Here is a 23,342-nt window from a genome sequence, read left to right on the forward strand (position 1 = left end):
GGCGGGGCCTGTGGGTGGCGGGTGCGGGAGCGTCGTGGTTGATCGCGCAGTTCCCCGCGCCCCTGCGGGGGCACGCTGCTGTTCACCTCTCCAGGAAGGTGAACAGGGCCTCCCAGCGGTCCACGATCTCCTCCGTGCCGTAGCGGCGGATGTTCTGCCTCGCCTTGTCGCCCATGCGGTCCCGCAGGGTTCTGTCGGTCATCAACAGGTCCAGCTTGCGGGCCAGTTCACCCGTGTTGCCGGGCCGGACCAGCAGGCCGTCCTCGCCGTCGCGCACGATCTCGTGGACGCCGGGCGCGCAGTCGAAGGCGACACAGGGGACCCCCATCGCCATGGCCTCCATCAGGGCGAGCGGGAAGCCCTCGCCCCGGGAGGACAGCGCGAAGACCGAGCCGCCGCGCAGAGCGCCCTGCACGTCGTGCGTACGGCCCATCCAGGACACCGAGTCGTCCAGGCCGAGGGCCGTGCACTGCTTCCTGAGGAGTTCCTCGTCCTCGCCGGAGCCGTAGACCAGCAGCGTCCAGTCGGGGTGCCGGGGCGCCACCTCGGCCCAGGTGTCGAGGAGCATGTCGACCCCCTTCTCGTCGCTGAGCCGGCCGATGCTGACGACGGCCTTCCCGGTGCGCGGGGACGGCTCGTCCGGCAGCCAGGGCACGGCGTTGGGCAGGTACGAGGCGTTGTTGAGGCCCTGCCCGATCCACAGGTCGGCGTCCTCGCGGGTGAGGACGAGCATGCGGTCGACGTCGCGGTAGTAGGTGAGCACCCGCCGGAAGCGTGAGGAGCGGCGCGAGGTCTCGAAGGACTCGTGGCTCATCCCGATGACGGTCAGACCGCCGGTGTCGGCGAGCCTCACCCACTCCATCGCCCACACCTGGGTCACGATGACGACCCCGCCGGGGCGCGCGGCCCGGAACAGGCCGGTCAGCACGGCGGCCCTCTCCCGCATGCTCGCGTCCCGCGCCCGGCCGGGAGGAGGCGGCTGGCCGTCGTACAACCGGGTGGTCGGGTAAGGGAGTTCACCGAGCGGGTGCGGGTCCTCGGGGGTGGTGATCCCGATGACGTGGACGCGGTGGCCCCGCTCGGTGAGGAGACGGGCCAGGTGGTGGGTCCAACTGGTCACCCCGCCCGTCTCGTCGACACTGTTGGACACCAGGAAGACGTCCCGCGCCCCGGTGCCCCCTGCCTCGCCCCGCCCGGTCACTTGCGCCTCCACTCGGAGAAGAACTGGTCGACGACGTCGCGGGCCGCCGTCCCCTTGTCGTACTCGCCGAAGCCGGCCGTGAACCGCTCCCGCGCGGCGGCGTACTTGAGCGTCTGCTCCTCCAGCGAGGAGTCGCGCAGTACGGCGTGCAGCTCCTCCTCCGTGCGCACGATCGGGCCCGGCGCGCGTTCGAGGAGGTCGAAGTAGGTGCCCCGGCCCTCGTGGACGTACTCCTCGTAGTCGTACGTGAAGAAGAACATCGGGCGGTCCAGCAGCGCGTAGTCGAACATCACCGACGAGTAGTCCGTGATCAGCGCGTCCGCGAGGGCGAGGACGGGGGTCACGTCGTGGTGGTCGGACACGTCGACGACCCGGCCCCGCACCGACGGCGGGAGCACCACGTGGTTGAGGTAGTGGGCGCGCACGAGCAGCACGTACTCGTCGCCGAAGGTCTCCGCGAAGCGCTCCACGTCGAAGGGGAGGGTGAAGCGGCGCTGCCCCTGGTGGCGGAAGGTGGGGGCGTAGAGCAGGATCTTCTTGTCCGCCGGGATCGCCGAGATCTCCGGGATGCCCAACTCGGCGGCGAGCGACGCACGCCGGTCCGTGCGGCCCGTGCGGTCCGCCCGGTCCGTGCGGGCCGTCTCCCGGGCTCGCGCGAGGGCGTCGTTGCGCGGATAGCCCACCCGCAGCAGCACCTTCTCCCGCAGCCGGAAGGCCTTCGCGAGGGTGCGCACATCGTGCTCCGAGCGGATCAGGAAGTGGTCGAAGCGGTCGAGGGTGCGCTGCTGTTCGGCCTGCTCGGCGCGGGTCTTGAGCTTCCAGCCGGGCTCGTCGAAGCCCATCCGCTTGAGGGCGGAGCCGTGCCAGGTCTGGAGGTAGGTCGTGCCGGGACGCTTGGTCAGCTTCAGCGGGAAGCTCTGGTTGTCGATCCAGAACTCGGCGCGGGCCAGCGCCCGCAGATACGGCAGCGACCAGCGCCGCACGAGGGTGGCGTCGGCCGGGAACCCTTCGGGGCGGCCGGTGTACGACCACACCGCCTCGAAGTCGAGACCCTGGCGGCGCATCTCCTCGTAGATCGCCCGGGGGCTGTCGCTGTACTGCCGACCGAGGTGGCTCTCGAACACCACCAGGCGCCGCTGCCTCGGCATGCGCAGGAACACCTCGTGATACAGGCGGATCTTGGCGCTCCCGGAGGTGACTCTCTTCCGCAGCGCCTTCGCCTTGCGGTAGCCCGACTTGGCGAGTCTGCCGGGTGTGCCGCGAAGTCCCCGGGTGACGAGGACGTTGGCCTTCTTGTCGGGGACCAGCCGGAACGCGAGGTGGCCGCGGACGGAGATCTGCGGCTCGACCCGGTCGGCGACCAGTCGGGTGAGCCGCGGCCGGACCGGCAGCGCGCCGCCCGTCAGCCCCGGTTCGGCGGCCGTCAGCCGGCTCGTGGTGCGCTCGCCGTCGACGTCGAGGTGGAGGCGTACGTCCCACACGGCGTCCACGACGCCCAGCGGGCGGAGCGTCCTGGAGATGTCGACGTCGGCCCGCCAGGTGAGGTACCGACCCTCGTGCCGGACATCGGCGACCGGCACCCGGAAGGTCTGGAAGCGCACGCCGGGGCGGCGGGCGTAGAACTCCAGCGCGGCGGAGAGCCGGGCGCCGACCGGGATCACCCCGAGCGGATTGGTGACGCGCCCGGCGAGCCGGACACCACCGCCCCCAACCTTGCCCGGCCCCGCCTTCGCACCCCGCTCCGGCGCGTACTCCTCGTACCGCGTCAGCTCGTTGCGCAGGAAGAGCTTGCGGACCGGCCGGGCGTGGTAGCCGAGGTCGGTGACGTCCAGGATCCGGCGGGCGGACTCCCCCTCCTCCCCCGGAGCGTCCAGGTGCTCGGCGCACCAGTAGATCCGCCCGTCGCGCTCGACGAGGGGCGCGGAGACCTTGTCGCGGTTGGTGAGCGTGTCCACGGCCGGCAGCAGGTTGTCCCAGTCGCCCCTCCGCAGCAGATACGCGCAGACGGCGTGGATGGGCTCGACCTCGTCGTACGCGGCCGGATCGATCGACGCCAGATAGGCGCGGGCCAGCCCGGCGAACTCCTGGCGGTAGGCCGCGTCCCGGAAGGGCAGGTCACGCAGGTGCAGCACCAGGTCGTGCTTGAGGAACTTGACGTCCTTGTGGAACTTCAGCTCCGTCATGCCCTGGTCGGCGAGGAGCCGGTCCACCCGGCGGTGGATCTCCATCCGGTGCGCGAAGTTGGCGATCTCGGCCCGCCGGTTGCTGATCGACTTGGACTCCGCCTTCTCGACCACGTTCCAGTCGTAGACCCGGTTGGGGATCAGGGCGATCCGGCGGGCGGCGGCGTACGCCTGGGCGGAGAAGAAGAGGTCCTCGTAGTGGATGCCGACCGGGAACCGCAGCCCGCCCTCGACCAGGAAGTCCCGGCGGTAGCACTTGTTGGTGGACAGGGTGTCGTAGACCAGCAGGTCGGGCAGCTCGGAGACGGAGTCGAGGGTACGGGTGCGGGTGTACAGCCACGGGTACCACGGGACCTCCTTCCGGTTGCGGGTGTCCACGTGCACACGGACGCAGAGACCGGAGACGAGGTCGGCGCCGGTGCTCTCGGCGGCCTCCAGGAAGTTCCGGCAGGCGTTGCGCTCCAGGACGTCGTCGCTGTCGAGGAAGACGACGTACTCACCCCGGGTCTCCCGGATGCCCGCGTTGCGGGGCGCGCCGCAGCCGCCGCTGTTCTCGGGCAGCCGGTACGCGCGCACCCGGTCCGGGTGTTCGGCGGCGAGGCGGGCGGCCACCTCGTAGGAGCCGTCCGTGCTGTGGTCGTCGACGATGACGACCTCGACGCCGCGCAACGTCTGCTCCAGCACCGAGCGGACGGCCGTGGGCAGCCTGGCCTCGTCGTTGTAGACGATCACGACGACGGATACGGCGGGTCGCTGGTCCACGTCCGCGTTCACCCCATCAGTACGGTTCGTTCCGTTCATCACTGTTTCTACCCTCTATAGACCGTGGTGCGGTTGAGGGCCACTTGGGTAGATGTCCCCGGCGGTGCGCGGGTTGCCTCACCCGCCTCCGGCCGGTCCGTGCCGCGATACCCTCCGGGGACGGGCTGAGCGGAGGGGGCGGTCGATGCGTGGGGTGGTACCTGAGCCGCTGCGGACGGAGGATCCGCGGGAGATCGCCGGGTATCCGCTGTACGCCCGGATCGGTGAGGGCGGCATGGGGACCGTCTATCTCTCCCGCAGCCGGGGCGGCCAGCCGGTCGCGCTGAAACTGGTCCGACCGGAGTACGCGAGCAGCCCCGCCTTCCGTGAGCGGTTCGCCCGTGAGGTGGCGGCCGGGCGCCGGGTCTCCGGCTACCACCTGGTGCCGATCGTCGACCACGACGCCGGTGCGGAGCGCCCCTGGCTGGCCACGCACTACGTTCCGGGTGTCCCCCTCGACCAGGCGCTGGAGACCCACGGCCCGCTGCCGGTCGCCACGGTCCTGCAACTGCTGGCCTGCGCCGCGTACGCGCTGGACGCCGTGCACACCGCCGGGGTGATCCACCGCGACGTCAAGCCCGCCAACCTGCTGCTGGCCGCCGACGGGCCGTGGCTGCTCGACTTCGGCATCGCCCGCGCGGCGGGCGCGGCGACCCTGACCACCGCCGGACGCCTGATCGGCACCCCGCGCTACATGTCCCCCGAGCACGCCCTCGGCCGCCGGGTCACCTCCGCGTCCGACGTGTTCGCGCTGGGCCTGATCGCCGCGGTCGCCGCCACCGGCAGCCACCCGTACGGGCGCGGCAACCCGCTGGCCATCGCCACGCGCATCGCCGCCACGGACGTCGCCCCGCCCGCGCTGGACGGCATCGGCCGCCCTCTCGTGGACGTCGTCCGGCGCTGCCTCACCGCCGACCCGGCCACCCGCCCCTCCGCGGCGGCCGTGGCCGAGCACTGCGCGGGGGCGGCCCGCCGGGACGTCCGCGACTTCACGGGCTGGCTGCCGACCCCGGTCGCCACGTCGGTGACCATCATCGAGACCGCCTTCCGCACGCTGTCCCTGACGGAGGCGCCGACGGCCCCGGCCCCCCACATCTCAGAGGCCCCGACGGCCCGCCGCCTCCCGCCGACGGCGCCGATCACGGTACGGGACGAGGAGTGGCGGCGCCGGGTGCGGCGGGAGCCGTGAGTCGAGCGCCGGTTCGGTTGCGTTGTCGGCTGCCGGCCCGGTGGGGCTTCTCGCGCAGTTCCCCGCGCCCCCGAAAGACCAGGCCCCGCGCCCCCGAAAGACCAGGCCCTGCGGGCCTGAAAGACCATGGCCGCGGGCCTGGAAAGCGACGGGGCTGCAGGGTGAAAAGCACGGGGCGCAGCCCCTGCTTTTCAGGGGCGCGGGGAACTGCGCGAGAAGCCCCCACTCACCCGCACCCGACAACGCGCCCCGTTCGGCAGGGCCATGAGGCGCCCTCATTTCCCCGGGAACCGCAACACCCACCCCAAGTGTCATAAGTGCCGTATAAGCTTCGGACCGCTCCAAGTGCCCGCACCGGCACCGGAGTTCGGCACCGCACCGGGGGAGGCTCCCATCAGCACCAGCACCGGCGACATCCTGAGCCCTCTGGGACCGCAGGACCCACGAGAGACGGCCGGCTACCAGTTGCAGGCCCGCATCGGCGAGGGCGGCATGGGCACGGTCTACCTGTCGCACACCCGCGGCGGCCAGCCCGTCGCCCTGAAGGTCATCCGCCGCGAGTACGGCCAGGACGCCGACTTCCGCCGCCGCTTCGAGCAGGAGGTCCAGGCCGCCCGCCGCGTGCAGGGCTACCACATCGTCCCGGTCGTCGACCACGACACCAGCGGCGAACTGCCCTGGCTGGCCTCGGCGTTCATCGCCGGCATCCCCCTGCACAACGCCCTGGTCGCCTTCGGCCCGCTCCCCCTGCCCGCCGTCTTCCAGCTCGTCGGCTGCGCGGCCCGCGCCCTCACCTCCATCCACGCGGCCGGAGTCATCCACCGCGACCTCAAGCCCAGCAACATCCTGCTGGGCTCGCAGGGCCCGTACGTCATCGACTTCGGTATCGCCCGCGCCGCCGACGCCACCCATCTGACCCAGTCCGGCGGCCTGATCGGCACCCCGCAGTACATGTCGCCGGAACACGCCCTCGGCGAGCAGGTCACCCCGGCCACCGACGTCTTCTCGCTCGGCCTGATCGCCGCGGTCGCCGCCACCGGACGCCACCCCTACGGCGACGGCGGCGCCATCACCATCGCCGCACAGATCGCCAACACCTCCCAGCGCCCGCCCCGGCTCGACGGGTACGACGACCGGTTGCGCCCCCTGCTGGAGCGCTGCCTCACCGCCGACCCGGCCGAGCGCATCGGCACGGAGGAACTGGCCGCGCTCTGCCAGGAGTCGGCGGGCCGGGGCCTCAGCGACTTCACCGGCTGGCTCCCGGCACCGCTCACCGCCGAGATCGCCCGCCGCGAGCAGTCCGCCCAGGCCCCGCCCCAGACGGCGGCACCCCAGATGCCGGCCGCGCCCCCGGTCACGCCCCCTGCGGCTCCCCCGACCACCGCCCCGACACCTCCCGCGGCCCCGCACCACGACCCGGCGGCCCAGGCCCACACGTACACCCAGGGCACCACCCAGGGCGTGCCCCAGCAGACGCCGACCCAGCCGCCGACCGGCTTCGGCCCACCGGCCCAGGGCCAGACCCCGACCCCGACCCCCGGCTACGGCTATCCGCCCCCGGCCCCCGACACCTACAACCTCACCCCGCAGGGCCCCGCCCCCACCCCGGCCCCGGCCCCACCCAAGAAGAGCCGCCGCGGCCTGAAGGCGGCCCTGGTCGCCCTGGCCCTCGTCCTGGTGGCCGGCTCCGGCGCGGCCGCGGCCGTGTACGTGCTGGGCGAGAAGGACGACAGCAACAGCTCGGCGAGCGACTCCCCCAAGGACAGCACCAAGAACGACGGCAAGGACGTCAAGGACGGCGACCAGACGGCCTCGACGCCGAGCCCGTCCCCCACCGACGCGGACTCCGGCTCCGGCGACCAAGGCGGCGAAGGGGACGGAACAGACCCGAGCGCGACCCCCTCCATCCCCGCGAACGCCCAGTACACGGTGGTGTTCGAAGGCAAGTCCTTCACGCTCCGCACGCCCGCGGGCTCGGCCTACGTCAACGTCGACTTCGACAAGCCGGAGGTCGACACCGAGGACGAGATGGTCGACACCCTGAAGGACATGTACCTCGACAACAGCTACTGGTACTTCGACACCACGATGGGTAAGAGCGCGGGCACCACGCCCCAGGAGTGCGCCGAGGGCACGGGAACCGACGTGCTGCCCTCCAGCCTGGACTCCGGTGCCTTCGGCGAGGAGGCGGAGATCGACAAGGGCGTCAGGCTCTGCACGGTCACCAAGCAGGGCAACCTCGCCATGTACGAGATCACCGGGATGACCCCGGGCGAGTACAGCTGGGAAGTCCCCACGGTGCAGGGCAAGCTGACCCTCTGGGAGATCACCGAGTAGCCCCGGCGGCACATGCGGAAGGGGGCGCCCCAGATGCCGGGGCGCCCCCTTCGCCGTACCGCTAGGAGTGCGAGCGCAACAGGGTCCGCATGGTCCGCATCGCGACCGACAGGTTGGCGAGGTCGAACGCGTCGGAGCTCTGGATCTCCTCCAGGGTCGTCCGCGCCCGGCCCAGCAGTGCCGCGTTCTTCTGCTCCCACAGCTTGAAGCGCTGCTCCGGCGTGGAGGTGCCGTTGCCCGCCGAGAGGACCTCGGCGGTGAGGGAGGCGTGAGCGGCGTAGAGGTCCTCGCGGATCGCCGCGCGGGCCATGGACTGCCAGCGGTCCGCGCGCGGCAGCTCGATGATGCGGTCCATGAGCTGGGTGATGCGCAGCCGGTCGGCGAGGTCGTAGTACACCTCGGCGACCTCCATCGGCGTGCGGCCGACCCGGTCGGCGACCGCGACGATGTCGAGCGTCGGGAAGGCCGAGGAGAAGCCGGCGACCCGCGTGGCCAGCTCCTCCGGGACCCCGCCGCCCGTCAGCTCGTCGTAGATCTTCTGGTACCACTCCAGGTCCGCGCCGCGCAGCAGCTTGGGCAGCTCGCCCCAGACCAGGTGCACGCCCTCGGAGAAGAACGCGATGGTCCCGCTCAGCTCCAGCGGCTGCGGCCGGTTGTTGAGCAGCCAGCGCGTGCCGCGCTCGACCAGACGGCGGGAGTGCAGCCGGATCCGGGTCTGGACGGCCGCGTCGACCGCGTTGTCCAGGCCCTCGACCGCGTCCCACACCGCACCCGAGCCGAAGATCGCGCGGGACGCGGTCTGCGCCCGGACGATCTCCTCCAGCGAGGCCCCGGTCTCTTCGCGCAGCCGGTGCAGGAAGCTCGTACCGCCCGTGTTGACCGTGTCGTTCACCAGCAGGGTCGTGACGATCTCACGGCTCAGCGGGTGGCTGTCGACATGCTCGGGGAACCGTTCGTGCAGCGCGGCCGGGAAGTACGTGTGCAGCAGCTTGCGCAGGTACGGGTCGTCCGGCAGCGAGGTGTGCAGCAGCTCCTCGGCGACGGTGATCTTCGTGTACGCGAGGAGGACGGCCGTCTCGGGACCCGTCAGGCCGTGCCCGGTGTTGAGGCGTTCACGGATCTGCCGGTCGCTGGGCAGGAATTCGAGCGCCCGGTCGAGGTGGCCCTCCCTGACCAGGTGGCGCATGAAGCGCTGCTGGGCGTGGAGCATGTCCGAGGACTGGGCGAGGGCGTTGGCGATCGCCGTGTTCTGCGCGTAGTTGTTCCGCAGGACGAGCCGGCCGACCTCGTCGGTCATCTCGGCGAGCAGCTTGTTGCGCTGCTTGACGGTCATGTCCCCGTCGGTGACCAGGCCGTTGAGCAGGATCTTGATGTTCACCTCGTGGTCGGAGGTGTCCACGCCCGCGCTGTTGTCGATGGCGTCGGTGTTGACCCGTCCGCCCTTCTGCGCGAACTCGATCCGGCCCAGCTGGGTCAGGCCGAGGTTGCCGCCCTCGCCGACGACCTGGACGCGCAGGTCGGCGCCGTCGACGCGGATCGCGTCGTTGGCCTTGTCGCCGACGTCGGCGTGCGACTCGGTCGACGCCTTCACGTATGTGCCGATGCCGCCGTTCCACAGCAGGTCGACCGGCGCCTTGAGGATGGCCTTCATCAGGTCGGCCGGGGTCATCTTGGCGACCTTGTCCTCGATACCGAGGACGTCCCGGATGTGGGCGTTGATCGGGATCGCCTTGGCGGTGCGCGGGAAGACGCCGCCGCCGGTGGAGATCAGATCGGTGTCGTAGTCGGCCCAGCTGGAACGGGGCAGCTCGAAGACGCGGCGGCGCTCCGCGTAGGAGGTGGCCGCGTCGGGGCTGGGGTCGATGAAGATGTGCCGGTGGTCGAAGGCGGCGACCAGCCGGATGTGCTCGCTGAGCAGCATGCCGTTGCCGAACACGTCGCCGGACATGTCACCGATGCCGACGACCGTGAAGTCCTCGGCCTGCGTGTCGACCCCCAGCTCCCGGAAGTGCCGCTTGACCGACTCCCAGGCGCCGCGGGCGGTGATGCCCATGCCCTTGTGGTCGTAGCCGGCCGAGCCGCCGGAGGCGAAGGCGTCCCCGAGCCAGAAGTTGTAGCTCTCGGCGACCTGGTTGGCGATGTCGGAGAAGGTCGCGGTGCCCTTGTCGGCGGCGACGACGAGATAGGTGTCGTCCTCGTCGTGCCGGACGACGTCCGCCGGAGGCACGACCTCGCCCGCGACCATGTTGTCGGTGATGTCGAGCAGCGCGGAGATGAAGGTCTTGTAGCTGCGGATGCCCTCGGCCAGCCAGGCGTCCCGGTCCACGGACGGATCGGGCAGCTGCTTCGCGACGAAGCCCCCCTTGGCGCCGACGGGCACGATGACGGTGTTCTTCACCATCTGCGCCTTGACCAGGCCCAGGATCTCGGTCCGGAAGTCCTCGCGCCGGTCGGACCAGCGCAGCCCGCCCCGGGCGACCTTCCCGAACCTGAGGTGCACGCCCTCGACGCGCGGCGAGTACACCCAGATCTCGAACGCCGGTCGCGGCGCCGGGAGGTCGGGGATGGCCTGCGGGTCGAACTTCATGGAGACGTAGTCGTGCGGCTTGCCGCCGGCCGCCTCCTGGAAGAAGTTCGTGCGCAGCGTCGCCTTGATGACGGTGAGGAAGGACCGCAGGATCCGGTCCTCGTCGAGGGACGCCACCTGGTCGAGCGCCGCGTCGACCTCTTCGAGGAGCGCGTCGACGATCTCCCGGCCCGCCCGCTGGCGGTCCGGCGACATCCGCGCCTCGAACAGCGACACGAGCAACCGGGTGGTGTGGACGTTGTTGCGGAGGGTGTCCTCCATGTAGTCCTGGCTGAAGGTGGACCCGGCCTGCCGCAGGTACTTGGCGTACGCGCGCAGCACCATGGCCTGCCGCCAGGTGAGCCCGGCACTCAGCACGAGCGCGTTGAACCCGTCGTTCTCGGCCTGCCCGGTCCAGGTGGCGGCGAAGGCCTCCTGCACCCGCTCCCGGGCGTCGTCCCCGGCGTGGTCCACGCTGCCGGCCTGCGCCCTGGGCATGCGCAGCCCGAAGTCGTAGATCCACGCGGTCGTCCGGTCCGAGCAGCGCAGCTCGTACGGCCGTTCGTCGATGACCTCGACGCCGATGCGGTTGAGGACGGGCAGCACCGCGGAGAGCGAGACCGAGCCGCCCTTGCGGTAGATCTTGAAGCGGCGCTCGTCGGGCGCGGCGCCCACCGGCTCGTACAGGCTGAGCTCGAAGTCCTCGTCCTGGTCGAGGGCTTCGAGGCGGCAGAGGTCCGCGACGGCGGAGCGGGGATTGTGGTCCGCCTTGTACCCCTCGGGGATGGCGTTGCCGTACTTGCGCAGCATCTCGGCGGCGCGCTCCTCGCCGACCTCGGCGTTGAGCGCCTCGGCGAACCCGTCGGACCAGGAGCGGGCGGCCTCGACGAGCTTGGCCTCCAGGCGGTCCTTGTCGGCGTCGCTGAGGTGGGGCAGTTCGGTGCCCGGCTGGACGCGGACCACGAAGTGCAGCCGGGAGAGGATCGACTCGGTGTTCCAGGCGGTGAAGTCGACGCTGATACCGCCCAGTTCCTCCTTCAGGATGTCGATGATCCTGAGGCGTACGCCGGTGGTGTAGCGGTCGCGCGGGAGGTAGACGAGGGCGGAGTAGTAGCGCCCGTACTCGTCCTGGCGCAGGTAGAGCCGCAGCCGCCGACGCTCCTGGAGGTAGAGCACGGAGGTGACGATGGAGCGCAGTTCGTCGGCCGGGGTCTGGAACAGCTCGTCGCGCGGGTAGGTCTCCAGGATCTGGAGCAGGTCGCGGCCGTCGTGGCTGTTGGGCGAGAAGCCGGCGCCGACGAGCACCTCGTCGACCTTGCGGCGGATGACGGGCACCCGGCGCACGGACTCGGTGTAGGCGGCGGAGGAGAACAGTCCGAGGAAGCGCCGCTCGCCGATCACGTTCCCCTCGGCGTCGAACTTCTTCACGCCCACGTAGTCGAGGTAGGACGGCCGGTGGACGGTGGCCCGGCTGTTGGCCTTCGTCAGGACGAGGATCTTGTGCTCTCGGGCCTTGGCGCGGGCGTCGGCGGGCAGCCGCTCGAAGGAGGAGCTGACGGGATGCTGGTCCTGTCCGGCGTGGTGCGGGTCGGAGCGCAGGATGCCGAGGCCGGTACCGGCGACGGCGGCGAGCGAGTCGTCCTCGCGCAGCTCGTACTCGCGGTAGCCGAGGAAGGTGAAGTGGTCGTCGGCGAGCCAGCGCAGCAGCTCGCGGGCCTCCTCGACCTCCTCTCCGCGCAGGTCGTCGGCGGTGTGCTCGGCGGGCAGCCCGTCGGCGATGCGGACCGCCGCGTCCCGCATCTTCTCCCAGTCCTCGACGGCCTCGCGGACGTCGGACAGGACGCGCACCAGGTCGTTGTTGATCTGCTTGAGGTCCGCGCGGTCGGTCTCGCGGTCGATCTCGACGTGGATCCAGGACTCGATGTGCGCGTCGTGCGGCAGCGTCTCCCCGGCGGCCACGGCCGCGGCCGCCGCGGCGACGGCGGCGGGGTCGATGATCAGCTCGACGAGCTTGCCGGTGACGTCCCGCCGGACGACGACCTGGGGGTGGATGACGACGTGGATCCCGCGTCCCTGCCGTGACAGCTCGTTGGTCACGGAGTCGACGAGGAAGGGCATGTCGTCGGTGACGACCTCGACGACGGAGTGGCTGCACGTCCAGCCGTTCTCCTCGACGGTCGGGGTGTGGACCCGCACGTTGGCCGTGCCCTGGGGGCGGTTCTCGGCCAGTCGGTAGTGGGAGTGGGCGGCTCCGAAGACGTCGACCGGGTCGCGGCCGCTCAGGTCCTCCGGGGCGGTGTGCAGGTAGTAGCGCTGGAGGAACGCGAGCACGGTTTCCCGGTCGGGGATGTCGGACGTACTCTCGCTCGTCGTCCCAGTCGGTAGATACCCCCCGACCGGGCTGTTCTCAGCTACCCGGGCGGCCCGTTCGAGCAGCTCGGCCTTGGCTTCGTCCAGCTTGGTCTGCATTGTCCTCTGGCTCCTGTCGCGCGCCGTTGCGTGACGTAGAAGGAAGTACGAACTCGTCCCCTCCGAAGCGCCACCACGACACGGGGTGTCCGGTCTGTCTCGACGCTATGCCGCAGGGTGAGATGAGCGGGGGGTAATCAGCCATTCTCGGTACCCGGCAGAGGTGTGACGCTGCTCTCGGCACCGTCCGCCCCCTGGGTGCACCCGGCGTCTCGGGAGCCGTCGTGGCTCCCTCCCGCCCGCGAGGACCAGCGACCGCCGCCCGGACACGGATGTCGTCCGTGCTCACCGGGCGCAGGGCAGGGACGACGACGTCCCCGCGAGCTATCGCGCTGATCACGCCACAAGGCTATCCCTCCGGACGGGGGGCACGTCATGAGCCGTATGTGTACAAAACAGGGGGGCGAACTTTGACGTTCTGCACAGTACCCATCGCGCACTTTTGAGCTTACCTCCGCGCAACCGAGCTTATACGCGCTTTCGCCGCACCCCGCACCCGCACACCCCCTTGGCAAACCTCCGCCCCGGATGCACGTTGCCCAGGAAGCCATAGCCTGACGAAGGAAGCCCTGCGGTACCGAGGGGAGCCCACCATGACGGCCAAGATCCTGATCGTGACCGGCGACGCGGCGGAGTCGCTGGAGGTCCTCTACCCCTACCAGCGCCTCCGCGAGGAGGGGTACGAGGTCGACATCGCCGCCCCCAGCCGCAAGACGCTCCGCTTCGTGGTCCACGACTTCGAACCGGGCTTCGACACCTACACCGAGAAACCCGGCTACACCTGGCCCGCCGACCTGGCCTTCTCCGAGGTCGACCCCGGTCGGTACGTCGCCGTCGTCGTCCCCGGCGGCCGGGCCCCGGAGTACCTCCGCAACGACCCCGAGCTGCGCAAGATCCTGAAGTCGTTCTTCGACACCGACAAGCCGGTCGCCCAGATCTGCCACGGGCCGCTGCTGACCGCCGCCGTGGACGCGCTCTCGGGCCGCCGCGTCACCGCGTACCCCGCCCTCGAACTCGACATGCAGGCCGCCGGCGCCACCTTCCAGGACGCCGAGACCGTCGTCGACGGCACCCTCGTCTCCGCCCGCGCCTGGCCGGACCACTCCGGCTGGATGCGGGAGTTCCTCACGGTGCTGCGGGCGAAGGCGCCGGTGACGTAGAGGCGGGCGGGTCGGGTCGGTGGGGTCAGGCGGCGAGCCGCTCGGCCTCGGCGACGGCCTCCTCCAGGGTGTCCACGACGGGGGCGCCGACCCCCTCCAGGCTGGCGCGGCTGTGCGAACCCCCGGTGTAGAGCACGGCCTGCGCGCCGACGTGCCGGGCGGCGACCGCGTCGTCGGCGGCGTCCCCGATCACCACGGTTCGTCTCGGCTCAACCCCCACGAGCCGACGCAGATGCCGCACCATGTGCTCGGCCTTGCTGCCGCCGGAGGGACCGGTGCGGCCGTCGACCCGCACGAAATGCGGCTCGATCCCGAAGCCGCGCACCAACGGAACCAGCTCCTCGTGCGCGTACATGCTGAGGATCGACTGGCTGCGCCCGGCCGAACCCCAGTCCGTCAGCAGACCCGGCACACCCGCGGTCAACCCGCATACGACCCGGTGCTCGGCGTAGTACCGATGGAAGACCACGTCCATGGCCTCCCACTCCTCGTCCGTGGGCAGCCGCCCTATCAACCGCTCGTAGAACTTCGGCACCGGGACGCAGTACAGCTCCCGGTACCGCTCCAAGGTGATCGGCTCGATCCCCAGCTCCGCGAACGCCGCGTTCGTCGCCCCGATGATCGCCTCGTTGTCATGGAACAGGGTCCCGTTCCAGTCCCAGACGATGTGCGCCCCGACTCCGTTCATCCCCATACCGAAAAACGTACCCCTCACCACCGACAACCCAGTCCTGCCCACCTGAGGCCCGCGCCCGGCCGTCACCCGGCCGCAGGCTTTCACGGCCGTCCCCCACCCCCGGCGGGCAATCGTGCCGTTGGGGCGATGGGGGCGCCTCCCGCTCGAGCGAAGCCGAGAGTGGGGGAGGGTGGGCCCAGGCGGCACCTCGTAACCGCCGAGCAGCGGGACCCAGCCCCGCCCAGCCCCAGCGAAGGGCACCGCACACCCCGGCCAGCAGCTCACCGCATCCCGGGCAGGTCAGCCCCCGAGCCCCACCAGGTTCGGGATCTCCTGCGTCGCGTACCAGAGCAGCTCATGATCATCCGCCCCGTCCACGATGAACTGCGCGTCGTCGTCCCCCTGATCCGCCGCCCCCAGCGCGTCCGCGGCCTCCCCCACCTCGCCCTCGGCCTCCACCGAGTCGACATGCACCGCCGCGGCCTTGCTCAACGGCACGGGCCCCGCCACCCGCACCTCCCCGAGCGCCACCGGATCGAGCCCCCGATCGGGATCGGCCACCGCGTCCCGGTCGGCCACGTCCACGGCCACCACGACCCGCCGCCGCGCCGCCCCCGGATCCACGGCCACCAGCCGCAACGACGCGAGCGCCGCCCGGTTCAGCGCCGCGTACTCCAACTCCTCGATGTCGTCGGACAGGTACCACTCCCGCAGCGCGGGCGTGACAGCGTACGCGACGAACGACCCCTCCCCCAGCTCACCCGTCTTGTACGCCTCGGCGAGCCCGGGAAGGGTCAGGGGGACGTAGACGCGCATGGCAGTCCGCTTTCGTAGTCGTGTTCTCGGGTCACGCCGGAGCACCTCGACCCAGGTCGACGGTCCCCGCAAAGCCTTCAAAGGACCTTCAGGATACGTGCGGGCGTCCCCTATCGAGCCCCCGCCCGACCCCCCGCGGGCGTCCACCCCGGGCCCGCCGCCTCACCCGGTACAGCCCCGCCCCACCGGGCCCGACACCCCTCCCCGTCACCCTGATAGGTGAACATTCCGCGGCCTCCGCCGACCCCCCGCGCTCCCTTGCGAGCGCCCCCTCGGCCCTCGTACAAGATCCCCAACGCCAAGTTACCGACTGGTACCCGCGGCCTCACCGACGAACGGGGATCCCCGATGAACAAGGTCATGACCAGGACCAAGCGCCACCCCGGCACCCGCCCGCCCGTCCGCCACGACCCCCGCCGCCCCGGCCGCACCCCGGCCCGCACGACCCCGGGAGGCGGCCGCCTCGCCACCCCTCAGCGCCCGGCGCCCACGCCCACGCCTCTCGCCGACCCGGTCCCCCAGCCCCGCCCCACCGACCGCTTCGCCGACCTCCTCCTGGCCGTGCTCAGCGGCCGCCGCCCGGTCCACAGCATGCTGCGCCACACCGCGGGAAGGGCCTACGACGAACTGGCCCGGCTCGCCGAACGCGGCCCCCTGCGCAGCCCCCAGGGCGCCCACCCGGTCGTCCGGGACATCGGCTACTACGTGGCGGCCCCGGGCGCCCTGGAGGTCTTCGCGCGCATCGGCGCGGGTGACCGCACCCGCGCCATGGCCTTCCGCCTGGAACACGGCCCCGACCACCGCTGGCGCTGCACAGCGCTGGAACTCGACGGCCCGAGGCTCCCCCACCCGCACGACGACTGAGCCCCGCCCGCCGCCACAGCCGCACCCACCCGCCCCTGCCCCTGCTCCTGCTCCTGCTCCTGCTCCTGCTCCTGCCAGGCCGAGACACACGAAGGGCCAGGCACCCGAAGATGCCCGGCCCTTCACTGCCTCACGGCGTGCTCTTCACGACGCGCCCCGCACGGAACAACGCCCTCGCGGCACGCGCGCGCCCCTCCCGGGGCGGACCCTCACTTCTTGCGGCGACGGCTCGTCTTGGCCTGCTGCTTGCGGCGCTCCGCGCGGGTGAGGCCGTCGGCCTCGGAGCGGACCGGCTCGTCCTCGGGCAGGTCGCCCTCGACGATGCCGCCCTCGCCGTCCACGGTGGGCGCGGAGAAGTGCAGACGGTCACGCCGCTGCGGGGCCTCCAGACCCTTCGCCCGGATCTCCGGCCGCGCGGCACCCGCCTGCGCCGGCACCGCGTCGCTCTTGTCCAGCGACGGCTTCGTGTCCTCGACCGGGACCTCCTCGACCTGCTGCTCGACCTGGACCTCCAGGTTGAACAGGTAGCCGACGGACTCCTCCTTGATGCCCTCCATCATGGCGGTGAACATGTCGAAGCCCTCGCGCTGGTACTCGACCAGCGGGTCCTTCTGGGCCATCGCGCGCAGGCCGATGCCCTCCTGGAGGTAGTCCATCTCGTAGAGGTGCTCACGCCACTTGCGGTCCAGCACCGACAGCACCACGCGGCGCTCCAGCTCACGCATGATCTCGGAGCCGAGCTGCGCCTCACGCGCCTCGTACTGCTCGGTGATGTCGTCCTTGATGGACTCGGCGATGAACTCGGCGGTCAGCCCGGCGCGGTCCCCGGCGGCCTCCTCCAGCTCCTCGACGGTGACCTTCACCGGGTAGAGCTGCTTGAAGGCACCCCACAGCCGGTCGAGGTCCCACTCCTCGGCGAAGCCCTCGGCGGTCTCGGCCTGGATGTAGGCGTCGATGGTGTCGTCCATGAAGTGCTGGATCTGCTCCTGCAGGTCCTCGCCCTCCAGGACGCGGCGCCGCTCGCCGTAGATGACCTCACGCTGCCGGTTGAGGACCTCGTCGTACTTGAGGACGTTCTTCCGGGTCTCGAAGTTCTGCTGCTCGACCTGCGACTGGGCGGAGGCGATCGCGCGGGTGACCATCTTGTTCTCGATCGGCACGTCGTCCGGCACGTTCGCCATGGACATCACGCGCTCGACCATCTGCGCCTTGAACAGACGCATCAGGTCGTCGCCGAGCGACAGGTAGAAGCGGGACTCGCCGGGGTCGCCCTGACGGCCGGAACGACCGCGCAGCTGGTTGTCGATACGGCGGGACTCGTGGCGCTCGGTGCCCAGGACGTACAGACCGCCGAGGGACTCGACCTCGTCCTTCTCGGCCTTCACCGCCTCCGTGGCCTTCGCGAGCGCCTCGGGCAGGGCGTGCGCCCACTCCTCGATGTGCTCCTCGGGGTCGAGGCCGCGCTGCCGCAGCTCCGCCTCGGCGAGGTCCTCGGGGTTGCCGCCGAGCTTGATGTCCGTACCACGGCCGGCCATGTTCGTCGCGACGGTCACGGCGCCCTTGCGGCCGGCCTGGGCGACGATCGTCGCCTCCCGGTCGTGCTGCTTGGCGTTGAGCACCTCGTGCTGGACACCGCGCTTGCTCAGCTGCTGCGACAGGTACTCGGACTTCTCGACCGACGTCGTACCGACGAGGATCGGCTGGCCCTTCTCGTGCTTCTCGACGATGTCGTCGACGACCGCCTCGAACTTCGCGACCTCGGTGCGGTAGATCAGGTCGGACTGGTCCTTGCGGACCATCGGCCGGTTGGTCGGGATCGGCACCACACCGAGCTTGTAGATCTGGTGGAACTCGGCGGCCTCGGTCATCGCCGTACCGGTCATGCCGCAGAGGCCGGGCTGTTCCTTGCCGTTGTGGTCGCGGCGCTTGTAGAGGCGGAAGAAGTTCTGCAGGGTGATCGTGGCGAGCGTCTGGTTCTCGTCCTTGATGTCCACCCCTTCCTTCGCCTCGATCGCCTGGTGCATGCCCTCGTTGTAGCGACGGCCGGCGAGGATACGGCCGGTGTGCTCGTCGACGATCATGACTTCGCCGTCCATGACGACGTAGTCCTTGTCCTTCTTGAAGAGCTCCTTGGCCTTGATGGCGTTGTTCAGGTAGCCCACCAGCGGGGTGTTCACCGACTCGTAGAGGTTGTCGATGCCCAGCCAGTCCTCGACCTTGGAGACACCGGACTCGTGGATGGCGACGGTGCGCTTCTTCTCGTCGACCTCGTAGTCGCCGGTCTCCTCGATGCCCTTGAGGGGCTGGCCGGGCTCGCCCTTCTTCAGGCGCGTGACCAGCTTGGCGAAGTCGCCGTACCACTTGGTGGCCTGGTCGGCCGGGCCGGAGATGATCAGCGGCGTACGGGCCTCGTCGACGAGGATGGAGTCGACCTCGTCGACGATGGCGAAGTTGTGGCCGCGCTGGACGAGCTCGTCCTTGGACCACGCCATGTTGTCGCGGAGGTAGTCGAAGCCGAACTCGTTGTTCGTGCCGTAGGTGATGTCGCAGTTGTACTGCTCACGGCGCTGGGCCGGCGTCATGTTGGCGAGGATGCAGCCGACGCTCAGACCCAGGAACTTGTGGACGCGGCCCATCATCTCGGAGTCGCGCTCGGCCAGGTAGTCGTTGACCGTGATCAGGTGCACGCCCTTGCCCGCCAGCGCGTTCAGATACGCGGGGAGCGTGCCGACGAGGGTCTTGCCCTCACCGGTCTTCATCTCGGCGACATAGCCGAGGTGCAGGGCGGCGCCGCCCATGATCTGCACGTCGTAGTGGCGCTGGCCGAGAGCGCGCTTGGCGCCCTCGCGGACGGTGGCGAACGCCTCGGGGAGCAGGTCGTCGAGGGTCTCACCGTCGGCGTACCGCTGCTTGTACTCCTCGGTGAGGGCGCGCAGCTCGGCGTCGGAGAGGTCGACGAAGTCCTCTTCGATGGAGTTGACCTGGTCCGCGATGCGGTGCAGCTTGCGCAGGATTTTGCCTTCGCCTGCACGCATGATCTTCGAGAGGACGGACACGGGGGCTTGTCTCCTTGCCGGTCGGGCCTGGGACGGTCGGTTTCAATGACAGTTGGCAGTTTTCAATCACAGCTTGAGCAACGGCCATCGTAAGCGAGGACCCCGCCGTGCCGGGAGGTCTGGCAGTGACAGCTACCAGGACAACGGGTGGGTGTCGCGGTTGGTGCCGCGTTCCACCCACGAAATGCGCGAATTGTGACCCGTTCCTTCCCCGCTCCTCTCCTCCCCTCCGTCCGCAGAACAACCGCGAATGACATGGCGCGCCCTTCCGCCCGGCCGAGCAGAATCGCCCGATGGAACCCGTCACCCTGACCACCGAGCGCCTGCTGCTGCGCACCGTGGACCGGTGCGACACCGAGACGGTGTACGCGGCTGCGCAGGACCCGGACATCCAGCGCTGGACCACGATCCCCTCCCCCTACTCGCGGGAGCACGCGGAGGGTTTCGTCGAACGGGCCGTCCCCGAGGGCTGGGCGACCGGCACGATGTTCACCTTCGGCCTCTTCCTGGCCTCGGGCGAACTGGCGGGCATGCTCGGCATCACCATGCGCTCGCTCGGCACCGGCGAGATCGGCTTCTGGGCCACCAAGGAGCACCGTCGCCGCGGCTACGTCTCGGAGGCCACCCGCGCCGCCGCGCACTGGTCGTTCACGACCCTCGCCGTCGACCGCCTCGAATGGCGTGCCGAAGTGGGCAACACGGCCTCCCGCGCGGTCGCCGAACGCACCGGCTTCACCCTCGAAGGCACCCTCCGCTCCGCCCTCGACAACAACGGAGTCCGCCGCGACTGCTGGATAGCCTCCCTGCTCCCCTCGGACCTGAACCTCCCGTCCACGGCCCCCTACCTACCGTCCCGCCCCTGACCACAAGCCCTCCAACCGCCCCCTCCTCAGCTGCGGGGCGCTCCCCCGTTCCCCCAGCTCATCCCCGCCTGTCAGTCCCCTCCCCTACCCTGCGGAGCATGACCTCCCTCCCGCGCCCCACCACAGAACTCACCGCAGACGAGGCCCGCCGCATCGCCCTCCGGGCACAGGGCTTCCTCGGCGCCCCGGACCGCAGATCCGGCGTCCGCGGCGTCCTGCGACACCTGGGCGCGGTCCAACTCGACACCATCTCGGTCCTGGCCCGCTCCCACGAGCTCATCCCGTACGCCCGCCTCGGCGCGGTGGGCCGCGCCACGGTCGACAAGGCCTACTGGTCGACGGCCACGCCATCCACGGGCACCTCCCCGGCCCGCCCCCACGCCTTCGAGTACTGGTCCCACGCCGCCTGCATCCTCCCCATCGAGGAATGGCCGCACTTCGCCTTCCGCCGCCGCGCCTACCGGGCCCGCCCCCACTGGGGCCACCAACTCCCGGACGGTGCCTACGACCGCGTCGTCAAACAGCTCCGCGCCGAGGGCCCCCTGACCGCCACGGAACTGGGCGGAGCCAAACGCACCAGCGAGTGGTGGGACTGGTCCGGCGAGAAGGTCGCCGTCGAACGCGCCCTGATGTACGGCGAGGTGGTCTGCGTGGAGCGCCGCGGCTGGAAGCGGGTGTACGACCTCGCCGAGCGTGCGATCCCCGCCGACCTGCTGCACGACGAGTTGGACGACACGGAGTGCGTACGCCGCCTGGTGCGCCTGGCCGGCGAGGCCCTCGGTGTCGGCACCCGCGCAGACATCGCCGACTACCACCGCCTCAAGGGCGAGCAGTTCGACGCGGTGATCGCCGACTCGGGCCTGGTCCCGGTGACGGTGGAGGGCTGGGCCAAGCCCGCCTGGGCCGACCCCGCGGCGCTGGCCACACCCCCGCGCGGCCGCCACCGCACCACGCTCCTGTCCCCGTTCGACTCCCTCGTCTGGGAACGGGCCCGCACGGAACGGATCTTCGGCTTCACCCACCGCCTGGAGGCCTACGTCCCCAAACAGAAGCGTGTCCACGGCTACTTCGCGATGCCGGTCCTGTCCGGCGGCCGTCTGGTGGGCCGCGTCGATCCCGCCCGCGACGGCCGCACCCTGGTCGCCAAACAGGTCACCCTCGACGGCCCCAAGGCGATCCCGGCGGTCGCCAAGGCCCTGCTGGAGGCCGCGACCTGGGTCGACTGCACCGACGTCCGCGTGGAGCGCGTGGACGCCCCGGAGCTGCGCGAGCCCCTCCAGCGAGCGCTCGCCTAGGGCCTAGCGGATCTCCAGGATCTTCTCCCGCATCGCGTACACCACGGCCTCCATCCTGGAGTGCAGCTGCAGCTTCTCCAGGATGTTGCGCACATGGTTCTTCACGGTGTTCTCGGAGATGAACAGTTCCTTGGCGATGTCCCGGTTGTTCATCCCGGTCGCCACGAGCTTGAGTACTTCCAGCTCCCGGTCGGTCAGCCGCGGCGCCGGCACCAGGCGCCGCTCGTCGGTCCGCTGGATCATCGACTTGAACTCGGTGAGCAGCTTCGACGCCATCGAGGGGCTGATCTGCGACTGCCCGTCGGCCACCGCGCGAATGGCCGTGGCCACCTCGTCCGTGGAGATCTCCTTGAGGAGATAGCCGGTGGCCCCGGCCTTGATCGCGTCGTAGAGGTCGGCCTCCTCGTCGCTGATCGTCAGCATGATGATCTTCGCGCTGGGGGCCACCTCCTTGATGGAGGTGCACGCCTCGATACCGCCGCGCTTGGGCATCCGTACGTCCATCAGCACGATGTCGGGCAGCAGATCCGCGGCCTTGTCGACCGCCTCCGCCCCGTCACCGGCCTCGCCGACGACCTGGATGTCCTCCTCGGCGGCGAGCACGATCTCCAGACCGCGGCGGAAAAGCGCGTGGTCGTCCACCACGAGGACGCGGATCGGTTCCTTGCGCGGGGAGCCCGCGGCGGATCCCATGCCGACGGAGCCGTCGTCGGCTTCCTGGTCACGCATCGGTCCGAAACTGCTGTCCGCCATCGTTCCTCCCCCTGAAGGCCGTGGCCTGTGTCTCTGTGCCATCGCCAACCCAAGGCAACGGCCCTCCGGTTGGGGCCGGTTCGGCCATGATTTCATGCCCCGCCGACACCGCGGTGACAGAGCGGGCCACAAGGGGTCGCACACCGGTGCCCCTGGGGGCGCACAAGCGCTCCAGGGGCACCGGCTCAGCTGTCACCCGGCGCGGTCAACCGCCGAGCGCGCCGCCCGCGGCGTCCGGATGCGCCTGGGCGACCATCGGGTCCGTGCTGAGGTGGATGACGCCGTAGTCGTAGGCGTGCCGCCGGTAGACGACACTCGGTTCCTTGGTCTCGGAGTCGACGAAGAGGTAGAAGTCGTGTCCGACCAGCTCCATCTCGTAGAGAGCCTGGTCGAGGGTCATCGGGGAAGCTACGTGGGTCTTCTCGCGGACGATGAGGGGGCCTTCGCCCTTCACCTCCAGCGAGCCGATCTTCTTGGTGGGCACGCCGTCCGACTGCTCCTCGTCGGCGACGTATCCGTTGCCGTTGAGAGTCGCCACACCGGGGACGTGGTCGGCGACCTCCGCGGCCGTGAGCCTGCGCGCGCCTCGGCGCGTGTAACGCTTGTCGTGCTGCTTGCGCAGCCGGGCTTCGAGCTTGTCCGCCGCCAGGTCGAGCGCCGCATACGGATCGCTGGCCGCTGCCTCCGCCCGGATCACCGGTCCGCGGGAGTGGAGCGTGATCTCCACCCGGTCACTGCGGTCGGCCTGTCGGGGGTTGGGCTCCTTGGACACCTCGACGTCGAGGCTGATCACCTTGCCGTCGAGCTTCTGGATCTTCTCCAGCTTCAGCTTCTCGGCCACGTGCTTGCGGAACCGCTCGGGCACCTCGGTCTTGCGGCCCTTGACGACGATGTCCACGCAGAACTCCGTTCCCGGATCGCTCCGCTCCACTGGCGGAGCATCTCCCTTGTGCACCAGGTTCCGGTGACTCCCGGAACCGCGGACTCGGTGACTTCCACCTCCTCCTCCCCCGTGGGCAAGATCTCCACCCCACCGGCGCGGGGTGATTCAGAAAACCCGCAGCGCAGCATTCGGATATGTGGTGAACGGCCGGGGCCATTCCCTCACAACCG

At 70.6% G+C, this 23,342-nt stretch carries 14 protein-coding genes; 6 read left to right on the forward strand and 8 right to left on the reverse strand.

Annotated elements, in window-relative coordinates:
• Positions 1 to 82 precede the first annotated feature (82 nt).
• A complete protein-coding gene (locus ACZ52C_RS24885; RefSeq protein WP_469076810.1) occupies positions 83 to 1,201 on the reverse strand; it encodes a glycosyltransferase in 1,119 nt (372 codons plus the stop codon).
• Positions 1,198 to 4,185 carry a bifunctional glycosyltransferase/CDP-glycerol:glycerophosphate glycerophosphotransferase gene (locus ACZ52C_RS24890; protein ID WP_469076811.1) on the reverse strand — a complete coding sequence of 996 codons (2,988 nt, stop codon included), beginning with the start codon at positions 4,183 to 4,185 and terminating at the stop codon, positions 1,198 to 1,200. Before ACZ52C_RS24890 ends, ACZ52C_RS24885 begins: the two co-directional genes overlap by 4 nt.
• A gap of 145 nt (positions 4,186 to 4,330) precedes the next feature.
• Here ACZ52C_RS24890 and ACZ52C_RS24895 point away from each other — a divergent pair, with 145 nt between their 5' ends.
• Together ACZ52C_RS24895 and ACZ52C_RS24900 are read left to right on the forward strand one after the other, a co-directional pair.
• Positions 4,331 to 5,374, forward strand: coding sequence for a serine/threonine-protein kinase (locus tag ACZ52C_RS24895; protein WP_469076812.1), 1,044 nt, complete (start codon positions 4,331 to 4,333; stop codon positions 5,372 to 5,374).
• 492 nt (positions 5,375 to 5,866) lie between these two features.
• Complete coding sequence (locus ACZ52C_RS24900) at positions 5,867 to 7,711, forward strand: serine/threonine-protein kinase (protein ID WP_469076836.1); 1,845 nt, start codon at positions 5,867 to 5,869, stop codon at positions 7,709 to 7,711.
• A gap of 61 nt (positions 7,712 to 7,772) precedes the next feature.
• Here the strand turns inward: ACZ52C_RS24900 and ACZ52C_RS24905 are convergent, their stop codons facing one another.
• Positions 7,773 to 12,746 (reverse strand): NAD-glutamate dehydrogenase, encoded by a 4,974-nt coding sequence (locus ACZ52C_RS24905; RefSeq protein ID WP_469076813.1) that lies wholly within the window; start codon positions 12,744 to 12,746, stop codon positions 7,773 to 7,775.
• A gap of 593 nt (positions 12,747 to 13,339) precedes the next feature.
• Here ACZ52C_RS24905 and ACZ52C_RS24910 point away from each other — a divergent pair.
• Entirely contained in the window at positions 13,340 to 13,906 is a 567-nt protein-coding gene (locus ACZ52C_RS24910; protein ID WP_469076814.1) for a DJ-1/PfpI family protein, read from the forward strand.
• 25 nt (positions 13,907 to 13,931) lie between these two features.
• Here the strand turns inward: ACZ52C_RS24910 and ACZ52C_RS24915 are convergent, their stop codons facing one another.
• A complete protein-coding gene (locus ACZ52C_RS24915) occupies positions 13,932 to 14,600 on the reverse strand; it encodes an HAD family hydrolase (RefSeq protein WP_045560737.1) in 669 nt (222 codons plus the stop codon).
• A 282-nt stretch (positions 14,601 to 14,882) separates the two neighbouring features.
• Positions 14,883 to 15,398, reverse strand: a complete 516-nt coding sequence (locus tag ACZ52C_RS24920; RefSeq protein ID WP_469076815.1) for a DUF6912 family protein — start codon at positions 15,396 to 15,398, stop codon at positions 14,883 to 14,885.
• Positions 15,399 to 15,746: 348 nt separating this feature from the next.
• Between ACZ52C_RS24920 and ACZ52C_RS24925 the strand changes: the two genes are divergently transcribed.
• Complete coding sequence (locus ACZ52C_RS24925; RefSeq protein WP_469076816.1) at positions 15,747 to 16,262, forward strand: Rv3235 family protein; 516 nt, start codon at positions 15,747 to 15,749, stop codon at positions 16,260 to 16,262.
• Between the two features lie 209 nt (positions 16,263 to 16,471).
• Here ACZ52C_RS24925 and secA read toward each other — a convergent pair whose 3' ends face one another.
• Positions 16,472 to 19,318, reverse strand: a complete 2,847-nt coding sequence (gene secA, locus ACZ52C_RS24930; protein WP_469076817.1) for a preprotein translocase subunit SecA — start codon at positions 19,316 to 19,318, stop codon at positions 16,472 to 16,474.
• A gap of 293 nt (positions 19,319 to 19,611) precedes the next feature.
• Between secA and ACZ52C_RS24935 the strand changes: the two genes are divergently transcribed.
• Positions 19,612 to 20,181, forward strand: coding sequence for a GNAT family N-acetyltransferase (locus ACZ52C_RS24935; RefSeq protein ID WP_469076818.1), 570 nt, complete (start codon positions 19,612 to 19,614; stop codon positions 20,179 to 20,181).
• Positions 20,182 to 20,279: 98 nt separating this feature from the next.
• The gene (locus ACZ52C_RS24940) at positions 20,280 to 21,476 is read left to right on the forward strand and encodes a winged helix-turn-helix domain-containing protein (RefSeq protein ID WP_469076819.1); all 1,197 of its coding nucleotides are present in this window, start codon (positions 20,280 to 20,282) and stop codon (positions 21,474 to 21,476) included.
• A gap of 3 nt (positions 21,477 to 21,479) precedes the next feature.
• Here ACZ52C_RS24940 and ACZ52C_RS24945 read toward each other — a convergent pair whose 3' ends face one another.
• Positions 21,480 to 22,229, reverse strand: coding sequence for a response regulator (locus ACZ52C_RS24945; protein WP_045560742.1), 750 nt, complete (start codon positions 22,227 to 22,229; stop codon positions 21,480 to 21,482).
• A 205-nt stretch (positions 22,230 to 22,434) separates the two neighbouring features.
• Complete coding sequence (hpf, locus tag ACZ52C_RS24950) at positions 22,435 to 23,127, reverse strand: ribosome hibernation-promoting factor, HPF/YfiA family (RefSeq protein WP_469076820.1); 693 nt, start codon at positions 23,125 to 23,127, stop codon at positions 22,435 to 22,437.
• Between the last annotated feature and the right edge of the window lie 215 nt (positions 23,128 to 23,342).

The organism is Streptomyces sp. NPDC034049 (assembly GCF_055575575.1).